At 56.7% G+C, this 12,876-nt stretch carries 11 protein-coding genes; 5 read left to right on the top strand and 6 right to left on the bottom strand.

The window, feature by feature from the left end; genetic code table 11:
• Window positions 1-221: 221 nt before the first annotated feature.
• The gene (locus tag BXP70_RS21040; protein ID WP_086596094.1) at window positions 222-2,642 is read left to right on the top strand and encodes an ABC transporter permease; all 2,421 of its coding nucleotides are present in this window, start codon (window positions 222-224) and stop codon (window positions 2,640-2,642) included.
• A 234-nt stretch (window positions 2,643-2,876) separates the two neighbouring features.
• Here BXP70_RS21040 and BXP70_RS30815 read toward each other — a convergent pair whose 3' ends face one another.
• The 3 genes from BXP70_RS30815 to BXP70_RS21030 all read right to left on the bottom strand — a co-directional run bounded on the left by BXP70_RS30815 (window position 2,877) and on the right by BXP70_RS21030 (window position 4,178).
• Window positions 2,877-3,002: a hypothetical protein gene (locus BXP70_RS30815; protein WP_262490758.1), complete on the bottom strand. Its 126-nt coding sequence runs from the start codon at window positions 3,000-3,002 to the stop codon at window positions 2,877-2,879.
• Window positions 3,003-3,203: 201 nt separating this feature from the next.
• The gene (locus BXP70_RS21035; protein WP_086596093.1) at window positions 3,204-3,398 is read right to left on the bottom strand and encodes a hypothetical protein; all 195 of its coding nucleotides are present in this window, start codon (window positions 3,396-3,398) and stop codon (window positions 3,204-3,206) included.
• A 273-nt stretch (window positions 3,399-3,671) separates the two neighbouring features.
• Window positions 3,672-4,178 (bottom strand): DUF4112 domain-containing protein, encoded by a 507-nt coding sequence (locus BXP70_RS21030; protein WP_086596092.1) that lies wholly within the window; start codon window positions 4,176-4,178, stop codon window positions 3,672-3,674.
• A gap of 162 nt (window positions 4,179-4,340) precedes the next feature.
• Between BXP70_RS21030 and BXP70_RS21025 the strand changes: the two genes are divergently transcribed.
• Complete coding sequence (locus BXP70_RS21025) at window positions 4,341-5,330, top strand: aldo/keto reductase (protein ID WP_086596091.1); 990 nt, start codon at window positions 4,341-4,343, stop codon at window positions 5,328-5,330.
• Between the two features lie 225 nt (window positions 5,331-5,555).
• Window positions 5,556-5,954: a hypothetical protein gene (locus tag BXP70_RS21020; protein WP_179197771.1), complete on the top strand. Its 399-nt coding sequence runs from the start codon at window positions 5,556-5,558 to the stop codon at window positions 5,952-5,954.
• 34 nt (window positions 5,955-5,988) lie between these two features.
• Here the strand turns inward: BXP70_RS21020 and BXP70_RS21015 are convergent, their stop codons facing one another.
• The gene (locus tag BXP70_RS21015; protein WP_143436606.1) at window positions 5,989-7,464 is read right to left on the bottom strand and encodes a diadenylate cyclase; all 1,476 of its coding nucleotides are present in this window, start codon (window positions 7,462-7,464) and stop codon (window positions 5,989-5,991) included.
• Between the two features lie 194 nt (window positions 7,465-7,658).
• Between BXP70_RS21015 and BXP70_RS21010 the strand changes: the two genes are divergently transcribed.
• Window positions 7,659-7,910, top strand: a complete 252-nt coding sequence (locus BXP70_RS21010; protein ID WP_086596088.1) for a hypothetical protein — start codon at window positions 7,659-7,661, stop codon at window positions 7,908-7,910.
• 220 nt (window positions 7,911-8,130) lie between these two features.
• On the opposite strand, the gene BXP70_RS21005 is transcribed toward BXP70_RS21010, so the two are convergent.
• Window positions 8,131-9,357, bottom strand: coding sequence for a BaiN/RdsA family NAD(P)/FAD-dependent oxidoreductase (locus BXP70_RS21005; RefSeq protein ID WP_179197770.1), 1,227 nt, complete (start codon window positions 9,355-9,357; stop codon window positions 8,131-8,133).
• A gap of 177 nt (window positions 9,358-9,534) precedes the next feature.
• Between BXP70_RS21005 and BXP70_RS21000 the strand changes: the two genes are divergently transcribed.
• Window positions 9,535-10,722, top strand: coding sequence for a cation:proton antiporter domain-containing protein (locus BXP70_RS21000; RefSeq protein ID WP_086596086.1), 1,188 nt, complete (start codon window positions 9,535-9,537; stop codon window positions 10,720-10,722).
• A 315-nt stretch (window positions 10,723-11,037) separates the two neighbouring features.
• On the opposite strand, the gene BXP70_RS20995 is transcribed toward BXP70_RS21000, so the two are convergent.
• A complete protein-coding gene (locus BXP70_RS20995) occupies window positions 11,038-12,816 on the bottom strand; it encodes a chloride channel protein (protein WP_086596085.1) in 1,779 nt (592 codons plus the stop codon).
• Window positions 12,817-12,876: the final 60 nt, after the last annotated feature.

The raw sequence follows: 12,876 nt of genomic DNA, 5'->3' as shown, positions 1-12,876 counted from the left end.
CCATCATCATGGTCACCCACTCCGAGCACGATGCCCGCTACGCCCACCGCGTCATTCGCCTGCTCGATGGCGAAGTGGTGCTGGAAAACGTGCACAAGCAGTTTGTGGAGGTGAGAAGCTAGGCGCGAAAACGTAGACACGAGAAATGCTCTATAGTTCTCTCGTTTAAGAAGTTACCTCTTGCTTTGAATTCTGACTTCTCGTCTTTTAGTTCTTACATCATGCTCCAGAGCTACTTCAAAATCGCGCTGCGCAACTTGTGGCGCAACAAGGCGTTTTCGGCCATCAATATTCTCGGGCTAGCTATCGGTATTGCCACCTGCTTGCTGATCATGCTGTTTGTGCAAAATGAGCTGAGCTACGACCGCTACAACGAAAAGGCTGACCGCATAGTGCGGGTGGTGTTTCGGGGGTCGGTGCAGGGGCAGAAGATGAAGGAGGCGAATGTGATGCCGCCCGTAGCGCAGACGCTGCGCACGGAGTACCCGGAAGTGCAGGCCGCTACCCGCCTCATGACGGCTGGCTATCCGCGTATCATTTACGGTGGTAAATCCTTCAAGGAGAGCAACGTAGCGATGGTTGATTCCAACTTCTTTCAGGTGTTCACCATTCCGTTGCTTCAAGGCGACCCGCAAACGGCGCTAATGCAACCCTACACGGTGGTGCTTTCCCAGGCTACGGCGCGCCAATACTTCGGCAACGCCAACCCCATCGGTAAGGTGCTGACCTTCAAAGACTGGAATCACTCCTGCAAAGTAACCGGCGTATTCGACAAGGTGCCCGCCAACTCCCATTTTCACTTCGACATCTTCGCCTCGCTGGCCAGCGTGCCCGATGCAAAATCGTCGTCGTGGATGACTTCTAACTACTTTACCTACTTAGTATTGCCGAAGGGCTACAATTATAAGGAGCTGGAAGCCAAGCTGCCACAGGTAGTAGAGAAATACCTAGGTCCGCAGCTACAGCCCGCCTTGGGCATCAGCTACAAGCAGTTCATCCGGAAGGGCAATGAGCTAGGCCTCTTCCTGCAACCCCTGACCGACATTCACTTACGCTCCGACTTTACGGGTAATCTGGAAGGCGGCGGCGATGTGCGCTACGTGTACATTTTCGGGTCTATTGCCCTGTTCATGCTGCTGATTGCCTGCATCAACTACATGAATCTTTCTACTGCTGGGGCCTCTAAGCGCGCGCGCGAAGTGGGCATTCGTAAAGTGTTGGGCTCGCTGCAGGGGCAGCTTATGGGGCAGTTTCTGCTCGAATCTATCTTGCTGACGCTCGTTGCGCTGTTCCTTGCTATTGTGCTAGTGAACATGGCCTTACCCATTTTCAACGACCTAGCCCAGCAGCAGCTGACTTTCGAGCTTACGGCTACTTGGTGGCTGCTGCCGGGGCTGGTGCTTTTCGGCGTGTTGGTTGGCATGTTAGCGGGCAGCTACCCGGCCTTTTTCCTGTCGTCGTTCAACCCCGTAGCCGTGCTCAAGGGCAAGTTTACCTCCGGGAAAGGGAGTATGGGCTTGCGCAGTGGCTTAGTAGTATTTCAGTTCTGCATCTCCATTGTGCTGATGATCAGTACACTCGTCGTGTACCAGCAGCTGCAGTACATCCAGCACAAAAGGCTAGGCTACGATAAAGAGCACGTGCTGGTGCTGCCCGAAGCCTACTTACTGGGCCAGCACACCGAGGCGTTTCAGCGCCAGCTGCTCCAAGATCCGCGCGTGTTGAGCGTGAGCACGTCCGGCTATTTGCCCGCTGGCCCCACCTTCTCCAACAACTTCCTGGTTTCGACCGAAGATGATCCTACGCAGGTTCTGCGGGTGCTGCGCTACGAAGTAGATTCGCAGTATGTCCCAACGCTCGGGATGCAGCTGCTGGTTGGGCGTAATTTCTCCAAACGCTTTTCCTCCGATACCGCCGCGGCCATCCTGAATGAAACCGCCGTGCGCGTGTTTGGTTGGGCAAAGAACCCCCTAGGCCGTACTCTGACCAATTCGGATAATCAGGGACATAAACGCACCTTCCGGGTGGTGGGCGTTGTGAAAGACTTTCACTTCAAATCCCTACACGAACCCATTTCCGCGCTGGTCATGACCCTGGGGGCGGCCTCCGGAACCGTGATTGTGAAAGCGAAAGGCGCCGACTTGCCTGGCCTGCTAGCTTCCATGAAAGCGCAATGGAGTCGGTTTTCGCCCGAAGAACCTTTCACCTACTCTTTCCTAGATGAACGCTTCACCCAAACCTACGAGGCCGAAAGGAGGCTAGGTCGCATCCTGTACATTTTCGCAGGCTTTACCATTTTCGTGGCGTGCCTCGGTCTATTTGGGTTAGCTACGTTCACGGCCGAGCAGCGCACCAAAGAAATCGGGATTCGGAAGGTGCTAGGCGCTTCGGTAACGAGCATTGTAGCTTTGCTCTCCAAAGATTTTCTCAAACTGGTGCTCTTGGCCAATGTAGTGGCGTGGCCGCTCGCGTGGTGGGCTATGCACACATGGTTGCAGGATTTTGCCTACCGTATCACGCTGAGCTGGTGGTTATTCGGCGCGGTGGGGGTGGTGGCGCTGCTGATTGCGCTCATCACCGTGAGCGTGCAGGCAGTGCGAGCAGCCAAGGCTGATCCCGTCAGAAACTTACGCGTTAGCTAAGTTGATTCGTACCCGAATAAGCTCGATGGAGTAAGTACGAACTACAGTGCTAGGGCTCATCAATTCACTTGCACCTGCTGGACTGCAAAAGGCTAAATCGCCTTTTTCGGTGCGGAAGCAATCCGCTCCAAGCTAGTACCCGTAGGTCCAACCCGCGGCATTAGTCCAGGTGCCGTATGGATTAGCAAAAGCCCAGGCCGCTTGGTCGGGGCTTTTCTGTTACTGCTGTTCGAGCTAAGGAAGTACGTCCCACACCTGTAAGAAAAGGTAGATGGCGCTGCCCATCGCCGCCAAGGCAATGTGACTGAGTAGGCGTTCCGCTAAGTGCGGCCTGTAAGTAGTGCGATTAGTGTTTTTCATGCAATGGCGCGCACAGGCAAACCACTTGCCATCCTTTATTGAACGTCGCTATAACCTAAAGAATAGAGCGGTTTACGCATTTTTTAAGTTAACAAGAGTCACTCCGCTGACGTTTATGGTGAAAGCTAAATGGTAGCGCGTAATGGTGCTGCCGGCTTTGCGCAAGAGCAGTAAGCGGCGGTAATACAGCACCTGGGAAGGCTAAGCAGCAGTAGGGTGAGCTATTATTTCTAAGTCAGAAGAAAAATCCCCGATCAGCAAGCCCCCTACCAACAAAGCCGATCCATTTTGCAGGGCGCGCTGTCCAATTTCGCTGCTGATAAACTGGCCATCGATGGTGCGAAAGCCAGCCTGTGTGGTAAATAAAGAAGCGAGAGTGAGGACGACGGAGTTCATAGATAAGCGTAACTAGAAGGAGGGGCTATTAGATAATATAAAAGTAGAGTAGGTAAGCTCAACTATAAAGGTGTAAAAAGCAGCAAATGTGACTTGGATTTTATTTATATATAGTAATTAATATTATTGAATATTATGCTTGTAGCAGAATGAGCTGGTCTATTAGCTACCAGATAAGGTAGGCTTTGTGACAAGCTTACTAGGGAGTAGCAACTCGGTTTGTAGGCTTACGCAGGCAAAAGCATAGGCTAGAACATAAAGATTACCAGCACGCTAGCCCCAATGCGCCTGACCATAGTGCCATAGCCATGAGGTAAGTGCCCACAAGCCCCAGGTGAGCAACCCAAAGAACACGAGCATACCGAGTAGCACTAGCGTTAGCACCAATCGACCGCCGCCTTGGTACTTTCCCTCGGCATAGTGGCGGCGCAGCAGCTCCACATTGCGGTCGTTGCTTTTATAGGCGAAGTCGAAGATGTTGCCAATAATAGGAATAGCACCTAGGATGGTATCAATGAGAATATTGAGGACCATGCGAATAACCACGTTGCGGCTGGCGCCGTGGCGCATCATCGTCAGGACTAACATACCCGACACGGCAAACGTGGATAGGTCGCCGAGGATAGGAATGAGGCCGAGCACAGGGTCGAGGCCAAACCGGAAGCGCGTGCCGGGCAAGTGGAACTGGCTGTCCATCAGGCGCGCTACGCGTTCCACCCAGCGGAGTCGCTCATCGGTAGCAAATGGTTGGGGACGGGTAACGATAGGTTGGGCGGGCATAAAATGGCGGCTTTTTCTTCTCTAACGAAAACGCCAGGAAAAAGGCAGTCGTAGCAAGGGCTACACCTAGGTTGCTAATCAAAAGGCAGCACCACAGGTTGTACTAGTACTCTTATTCCCCTCACCAAGCCTGGCAACAGGTATCTAACCCTTACAAACACGATGGAAACGCGCACAGTAGGCAAATCGGCCCTCACCGTATCAGCTCTCGGGCTAGGGTGCATGGGTATGTCCGACTTCTATAGCGGCCGCAACGATGAGGAAAGCATCCGCACCATACACCGGGCGCTTGAGCTAGGGGTTACCTTCTTCGACACAGCCGACATGTACGGCCCTTTTCTGAACGAAGAACTCGTGGGCCGTGCCTTACAAGGCAAACGTGACCAAGCCGTTATTGCTACCAAGTTCGGCATTCAGCGCGACCCCAACGACCCCACTAAGCGGGGTGTCAACGGCCGGCCCGAGTACGTGCGCCAAGCCTGCGAAGGAAGCTTACGCCGCCTCGGCACCGACTACATCGACCTGTATTACCAGCACCGCGTCGATCCAAGTACGCCCATCGAGGAAACCGTGGGCGCTATGAGCCGCTTGGTGGAAGAAGGCAAAGTGCGCTACCTAGGGCTATCGGAGGCGTCGCCCGAAACGCTGCGGCGGGCCCATGCCGTGCACCCCATTGCGGCGCTACAAAGCGAGTATTCACTGTGGAGCCGCGACCCGGAAGATGGGGCACTACAAACGTGCCGGGAGCTAGGTACGAGCCTAGTAGCGTACAGCCCGCTAGGCCGGGGCTTTCTTACGGGGCAGATTCAGACGTTTGAAGACTTAGCCGAAGATGATTATCGTCGCTTCACACCGCGGTTTCAGGGCGAAAACTTCCAGAAGAATCTCGACGTGGTAACGCGCATTCGCGAAATTGCCGCCCAAAAAGGCTGCACCGCCGGGCAATTAGCCTTGGCTTGGGTGCTGGCGCAAGGGCCGGAGATTGTGCCCATTCCCGGCACCAAGCGCATTGCCTACTTAGAAGAAAACCTCGGCGCCCTGCAAGTGCAACTCACCGAAGCCGACTTGCAGCAGATTGAGGCGGTAGCACCCCGCACGGCCATTGCCGGCAATCGCTACCCCGAAGCCATGATGCGGACGTTAAATGGCTAGTTACTAGATATTTAATGGTATTGCTAAAAAGTTGCGAGCTAGCTCCCCACCTTCGTGAGGAGACGCTAGGGGTGGTCCTTTGCGTTAGACGACAAGCCATGTCTAATTCTCTAACTATCCCTAGCATCTTCTCACGAAGGTGGGGAGCTCGCTTTCTAGTCCTCTACGTTCATGATCATAACCTAGGCGGGAGCTGAGTAGTGCATCAACCTAAAAAGCAGTAGCATGAAAAAGTATCTACTTGGCTTACTAGCAATGTTTTGCCTCAGCACCGCTGCGCAGGCACAACGCGCACCTGGTGCCGCTGCCGACTCCGTGATGATCACGGTTTTCCTGCGACACCAACAAGACAAAAGCCTAAAGCAAATTCAGGAAGTGCAGGAGAAGAACAACTTCTGGGGCCTGTTCCCGCCCAAGGAAACGCGCGTCGTGTCGTGGTACGTGATGATGGGCATTGGACAAGTTGTGACGCTGAAAGTAGCTCCCAAAGACGTGCGTACGCTAAACCTAGCTATTGAGAACGGAGCCTGGGGCGCCTTCAACACGGAGTTCTATTCCACATACGATTACAAGCCAATATGGCGCGAATCGATGGAGAAGCGCAAGGCAAGCGGGGAAAAGTAAGGCGCAGCGCGCCCTATCGTTTTACTTCTGCGCTTTACTTCTGCAAGGGTGGTAGCAAGTCAATAAGCCCGTCTTCGCTCACCACAATAGCTAGCACCGGATAGCGGCTGCTTTCCACATAACGAACGGCTGAGTTGAAGCGCGAGCCCCGCGACGAATCGCCCTTCTCGGTAGCTAGGCCGTCGAGGATGGCCCCGATGGCATAGCACACGCCCGTGGGGTTAATAAGCACGGCCCCGTCGATATTCGTTACCAGACGCAGCACCGACGGCGTCATAATCCGCGGAGCTACCCGGAAGCATTGGCGGGTGAGGCGGACCGCTTCTTGCGCGGCCCCTTCTGAAATCACCAGAATGGTGCCCGTGGGCTGGCTGCTGGCATTTTGGGTAAGCTCCCAGAGGTACGAAATGCCATTGTCGTCGAGGTGGGGGAATACCCGCCGCACGGCCCGCGTGAAGTTAGCCTCATCCACCCGCCCCTGGGGCAAGCGCGGCGTGTTCGACACTACTTTCATCATCACGTAGCCATCGTGGCTCAGTTCCCAACTGTAGTGCTTGGTGAAGTGCACCGTGAAGATGGGCTCGTACTGCGGATCGGAGCGCTCTACGAGGTAGCCTAGCCCAAAGACGTCGCTGGCATCCGTCACGAGGGAGGTGCGCCCCTCGCTCAGTTCCAGTAACTTACGAATGGAGCGGTGGTCGCGTAGCGGAATAGGCGTTTCGAGTGTGAGCACCGGCACCACGGCCGGGTGATGGCGCCGGGCCACGAGCATCGTGCCCACGCCTTCGTCGCCTTCATGGCGCAAGGCGGCCACGCCGTTGCAGGCGTCGTAAAGGCCGTGGGTACCCGCCGCGGCCCGCAGCATAAAGCGGCGCCCCGCGGCGCGTAATAGCTCGTTGTAGTCCCGATCGAGCACGGGGCGGTCGTCGTCGTCGTCGGATTCGCGCATGGCGCGGGCGCAATCCTGTAGAAACTCTTGCACGGCGGCGGCCACCAGCGAACCACGGCGGGCGCCGGTGCTGAGTGGCGGCAGCGCGTAGTAGCTCAAGTACGCATCAGCCGAAAACTGCAAGGCAATGATGACGGAGTACCCGTACAGGTTCACGGGCAGCGAGCAGAAGCTAATGCGGTCTTCGCCCCGCTCGGCGGCTAGGTTTTGCAGCGTAAGCTCGGTGGAGCGCCGCAGCAGGTCATACCAGCGCTGCTTTTCAAAACGGTCATGGTCGCCGGGGTGGAGGTGGTACACCACCTCGCGGGGGCCCTCGGGCTCAAGAGAGCTAGCTCGGTTCTTGACGCCGGCAAAATCGTTGGGGCGGTAGCGGTGCGTGGGCGGCTCCACTACCACGGCTTGGGGCTCATCGGTTTCACGGGCCGTGGCGAGGCCTAGCAAAAAAACTTCGGGTTTGAGATTCCGGTCGAGCAGGTTAAACACGCCTTCGGCAAAAAGCTGTGCCGTAACGCGGAAGAGGCTTTGGTGGTCCCACATGGGTAATTCGGGCGGGGCGGGCAATCGGGAAGAAGAAGGCAGAAATGAGTGGTACGGAAAAAGAGCCGGAAGGTAGCTGAACAATCGACAACATTCTGCCCATTTTTCGCAACTTCCCGGTAAGCACCTAGTTATTGCCCTAATAAGATAGCTGGTTGGGTTTGTAAAATGCCTAGGCTTGCTGTACCTTCGACGTAGCTCACCTAACCACCGCGGCCATGATGATAGATCTCCTGTTCGGTTTTATGTGCGCCGTATCTTTTTTGCCGCTTACCACGGGCTATTGCGCCTATAGCTACGGGCGTTCTTTCTGGCTGTGGTTTGCGCTGGGTTGGGTGCTGCCGATCATTTCCTTCTTTATTCTGTTTGCCCTGATCTGCCGCAAGCAGCTCAACCACGGCGAGCGGCTGCTCTCGGAAGCAAAAGACATTCTGGCGGAAGCAGAACAAGCCGCCATAAACAAGAAATAGGCGCTCCGCAGGGTTTTATACCAACAAGCGGTAACCGGTTTAGAACAAAGAAGGGTCGTATCGTTCATTCGATACGGCCCTTCTTTATGCACGTCCAAGGTCACACCTGCCATGCCGAAACTTAGCCGCGCTGTCGCCTGATTCTTACGCTGAGGCTAGCTTTCTACTACGCTTCTGTTATATAACAAGCGCTTGTTTGTCAAGAAATTGCGCAATAAAATTAGGCAGTAGCTGACGTCAACCACGCTGCTATACCCTGCGCGGCCCACGCCCCAGTACTGAAGCACCCTTGCAACAGGTAGCCGCCGGTAGGCGCTTCCCAATCCAGCATCTCACCCGCCACGAAGGTGCCTGGTCGGCGCTGCAGCATGAGGTGGTCGTCTACCTCCGCGAACGGGATACCTCCGGCCGTAGAAATAGCTTCATCCAATGGGCGCAAGCCCGTGACCGGGAGTGGCACCTGACGGAGCAGGTGGGCCAGCGCTGCAGGAGTGGCCGTCGCTTCGGGCGGGGCCACTTCGCGTAGCAGCGTGGGCACGGGCGGACCTAGGTGAAGGGCTTTGGCCAGAAAAACAGCCAACGACTTCCCGCTGCGCGGCTGACCTAGCTTTTGCAACAACTGCGCATCGGAGAGGTCGGGCTTAAGGTCGAGCAGGAGGGGGGCGGGAAAGCCGTGGGCCAGCGCGGTGCGCAAGGCGGGCGTGAGGGCGTACACGGGCGTGCCCTCTAGGCCGTAGTCCGTGAGTAGCACCTCCCCGCGTAGTTGCTGGTCGCCGCAACGCAGAGCAATGTTTTTGAGTGGCGCCCGGCCCACTTTTGTTTTGAAGAACTCAGACCACTGAATTTCGACGCCGCAGTTAGCCGGGGCAAAAGGTACCGTGGCGACTCCGATGGCCTCCACCAACGGGACCCAACGGCCGTCGGAGCCGGTTTTGCTCCAGCTAGCGCCACCCAGGGCGAGTAGGGTGGCGTCGGGTGCCAGCACGACCTCCTCTCCGCTGGTGTCGTCGCGCAGCCGCAGCTCCTTTTCGCCGACGAAGCCTAGCCAGCGGTGCCGGGTTTTCAACGTAACCCCTAGCGCTTGCAACCGCTTGAGCCAGGCGCGGAGCAACTGCGCAGGCTTGTACTCATCCAGGGGAAATACCCGGCCGCTGGTGCCCACAAAGGTGGGAATACCTAGGTCGGCGGCCCACTGGCGCAGATCGGCGGGCGAGAAATGCGCTAGGTAAGCGGCAAAGCGCGTCTGCGTGGGACCATAGCGGGGCTCAAAAGCTGCCAGCGGTTCGGCATTGGTGAGGTTGAAGCCCCCGTGCCCAGCCACCAGAAACTTGCGGCCAACGGTAGCCTGCGCCTCATACACGGTTACGCGGTGCCCGGCTTCGGCAAGGCGCTGCGCGGCCAGCAGGCCGGCTGGGCCACCTCCCACCACGGCAATAGAAAACGACATAGGTGCAGAAAGAAGCAGCAAGATAAATTATCCGCCGGTAGCAAGCCGCTGGCTGCTGGCGGTGGTTTGCAAAGCTCTGTACAACAAAAACTTGTGAAAAAATGTGCGGTCAGGGCTCGGCAGTGTGGTCGCAGCGACCGTATAGCAGAGCTTACCAATTGCCACCAGCACACCTACATGAGCTCGTACAGCATCCTAATTGGGTTGAGCATAGCCGTCATTCTCTCCTACGTATTCGACATGGCCGCCCGCGCCACCAGAGTACCCTCCGTGCTAATGCTGCTGCTCACAGGCATTGCGCTGAAGCAAGCCGCCGACTACACCGACCTGCACTTAGTGGTGCCGAAGGTGGTGCTGGAAATATTTGGCATTATCGGCCTGATTATGATTGTACTGGAGGGCTCGCTCGACCTGACGCTGAGCCGCGAAAAAGCCCCACTTATCCGGCGCTCTTTTTTTGCCGCCGCGCTCATTCTCATTGTGCAGGCCATTGCCATTGCCTTGCTGCTGCGAGCCTACGTGGGGGTGTCTTTTCAGAGCTGCCTGGTGAATGCGGTGCCGCTGGCCGTCATCAGTAGCGCTATTGCCATTCCGAGCGTGGCAAGCCTAGGAGGGGAAAAGCAGGAGTTTATCGTGTATGAAAGCACCTTCTCCGACATCCTCGGGATTATGTTCTTCAACTTTGCGTTGCAGGATGATTTTGCCCAGGGCATCTCGATCGTCACGTTCACCCGCGACTTCGTGGCCATTCTGCTCGTGGCCGTAGTAAGTACGGTGGTGCTGGCTTTTCTGCTCGACCGGATTCGGCTGCACATCAAGTTCTTTCTGATCCTAGCTTTCTTGGTGCTGATGTACAGCCTGGCGAAAGAGCTGCATTTATCGTCGTTGCTGCTGGTGTTGGTGTTTGGCCTAGCCGTCAACAATGCGGAGCTGTTTCTGAAAGGGCCCTTGCGACGCTGGTTTCACCCCGAGCGGCTCACCAGTGAAGTGCAGCAGCTGCGCAGCATCACGGCGGAGTCGGCCTTCCTAATTCGGACCTTCTTCTTTCTGATTTTTGGCTATTCTATCACCGTTAGTAGCCTGTTGAGCAGCGCTGTCATTTTGCAGGCCCTGCTGATTGTGGGCGTGCTGACGGTCATCCGCTTTTTCTACCTGCGCTACATCGCCCGCACCGACCTGATTCCGGAGCTTTTCATCGCTCCGAAAGGCTTGATTACAATACTGTTGTTTTTCAGCATTCCTCCCAAGCATAGCATCGGCGAAATCAGCGAAAGCATCCTCTTCATGGTCATTCTGCTTACCGGTGTGCTCATGATGGTCGGGTTACTGCTCGCTCACCGCAAACCCGAGTTAGGAGAGTATTGATTTCGCAGGGGTTAACGACGAACTAGTAGGCCCTGGTGGCGCCGTGGGTTTACTAGCTAGCTCCTTCGGCAAGCTTCGCGAAGCTAGGCAACACCAGTAGACGGCACTACAAGCTCCCCTTACTTTCTGGCGCAAGCGTAAGGCAAACCTTGCTACGTAGTTATAGGCTAGGCAATGCGACGCGGATGAACGGCCGTTAGTCGAGCGCTACCCTAAGTGGTGTTTTAGCGCGGCTGCGACGTGCAGAAGATGCGATTTTACCGCGGGCACATCGGAGGCGGGACCTGGCCTACCTATACTCCGTACGGTAAATTCTTAGTCTACTTCTTTCAGCAGCTGGCGGCGGTAGGCAGCTAGGATGGTGGTTTTCAGAATGAAGCCCACATACTTGCCCTTGCGCACGACGGGCAAAGCCCAAGCGTCGTGCTCCTCGAGCTGGTGCAATGTATCGAGCATGCTGTCGTCAACGTTGACAACAGCGGGCGGCGGACTCATTAGGTCGCGCACGCGGGTGGTATCGTAATGCGCATCGTCGAAGAGAGCGTCGCGCACTTTATCCAGCGACACAATGCCCAGCAGCTGGGTGTCGTCGTCGAGCACCGGGAACAGGTTACGGGAAGCGTGCCGGAACGCGTCCACTAGCTCGCCTAGGGTGTCGTCGGGGTGCACGGCCACAAAGTCGCGTTGCACGAAGGCGAGGAGGTTAAGCTGGGCCAAGATGCCTCGGTCGCGGTCGGCGTGCATCACCACGCCGCGCTGCACCAGCTTACGGGTGTACACCGAATATGGCTCGTAGTACTTCGTGATGAGGTAGGAGCTGGAGGTGACCACCATCAGCGGCACAAACAGCGCATAGCCGCCCGTGATTTCCGCAATCAGGAAGATGCCGGTGAGGGGGGCATGAATAACACCGGCTAGCACCCCCGCCATGCCAAGCACCACGAAGTGAACTTCGGAAATAGGGTAGAGGCCGCTCATGTTGATGAGGCGCGCCACGATGAAGCCCATGAGCGCGCCGGCAAATAGCGACGAGCCAAACATGCCCCCGTTGCCCCCGGCCCCGATGGTAATGGTGGTGGCAAATACCTTGAGCAGCATGCTCGCACCCGCCACCAGCAGCAGCGTCCAGACGTTCTCGTCGCGGTACACGGCAAAGATGGACCCATCGACGAGGCGCTCGGGCTGGCCGCTCAGCAGCAACTGCACAATGTTGTAGCCCTCGCCATAAAGCGGCGGGAAGAAAAATACCAGCCCCCCCAAAAGCAGCCCCCCGGCTACTACCTTGCGAAAAGCGCCGGGCCACGTCGTGAAGAACTTATCGGCCAGGAAGTAGACGCGGATCATGTATACCGACAGCAGCGCCGTGAATACCCCCAGCGTAAGGTAAAGCGGAATGGCTTCGACGGGCCACGTGGTCGTAATCAGCACGAAGGGCTGGCCCACGTAAAAAGCCTTGGAAATAACCGTGGCCGTGGCCGAAGAGATAAGCAGCGGAATGAAAAACGGCGCCGACAGCTCCGACAGAATTACTTCTACCGCGAATAGCACACCCGCAATGGGGCTGTTGAAAATGGCGGCCACCCCCGCCGCCGCGCCGCAACCCGTGAGTAAGCGCCGCTCGCGCCGGCCCACCCGCAGCAGGCGCCCTACGTTGGAACCTAGGGCCGAGCCTGTGACCGAGATAGGGGCCTCCAATCCCGCCGAGCCCCCGAAGGTGACCGTCAGAAAGGAGGTGAAAAACTGAGAGTACATCTTGCTGCGCGGCACGATACTGCCCTGGCGCGCAATGTTGTAGATGATGGGCGCAATACCGCGGCTGAGCTGCCCATCAAGAAAATAGCGGGTAAATAGAACCGTAAGCCCAATGCCGAGGATGGGATACAGAAAAAGCGCAAACACGCGGTTTTGCTCGGGTATCCACTCGTAGAGCCACTCCTGGGCCGTATGCACGGAGCCCTTCAGAATGACGGCGGCTAAGCCCGCCGCAGTACCTACCAGCACGCTCACCAGAATCAGATAGACCCGGTCGTTGATATGGCGCAGGCGCCACAGCAACAGAGGACCTAGGAGGCGGTGAACGGTGCTTTTGGGCATTGAGGAAGCGTTAGAGAAGGAGGAGAAACGCGTGGCAATAACCTAGCCGCGGCAACCGCA

The organism is Hymenobacter crusticola (assembly GCF_002154225.1).
GTDB lineage: Bacteria > Bacteroidota > Bacteroidia > Cytophagales > Hymenobacteraceae > Hymenobacter > Hymenobacter crusticola.
Note: the sequence above shows the minus strand (reverse complement) of the source record. Positions and strands in the feature narration are given on the sequence as shown.

Coding starts and splice junctions, on each gene's coding strand:
- BXP70_RS21040 (WP_086596094.1), top strand. CDS start 222: ATGCTCCAGAGCTACTTCAAAATCGCGCTGCGCAACTTGTGGCGCAAC.
- BXP70_RS30815 (WP_262490758.1), bottom strand. CDS start 3,002: ATGAAAAACACTAATCGCACTACTTACAGGCCGCACTTAGCGGAACGC.
- BXP70_RS21035 (WP_086596093.1), bottom strand. CDS start 3,398: ATGAACTCCGTCGTCCTCACTCTCGCTTCTTTATTTACCACACAGGCT.
- BXP70_RS21030 (WP_086596092.1), bottom strand. CDS start 4,178: ATGCCCGCCCAACCTATCGTTACCCGTCCCCAACCATTTGCTACCGAT.
- BXP70_RS21025 (WP_086596091.1), top strand. CDS start 4,341: ATGGAAACGCGCACAGTAGGCAAATCGGCCCTCACCGTATCAGCTCTC.
- BXP70_RS21020 (WP_179197771.1), top strand. CDS start 5,556: ATGAAAAAGTATCTACTTGGCTTACTAGCAATGTTTTGCCTCAGCACC.
- BXP70_RS21010 (WP_086596088.1), top strand. CDS start 7,659: ATGATGATAGATCTCCTGTTCGGTTTTATGTGCGCCGTATCTTTTTTG.
- BXP70_RS21005 (WP_179197770.1), bottom strand. CDS start 9,357: ATGTCGTTTTCTATTGCCGTGGTGGGAGGTGGCCCAGCCGGCCTGCTG.
- BXP70_RS21000 (WP_086596086.1), top strand. CDS start 9,535: ATGAGCTCGTACAGCATCCTAATTGGGTTGAGCATAGCCGTCATTCTC.
- BXP70_RS20995 (WP_086596085.1), bottom strand. CDS start 12,816: ATGCCCAAAAGCACCGTTCACCGCCTCCTAGGTCCTCTGTTGCTGTGG.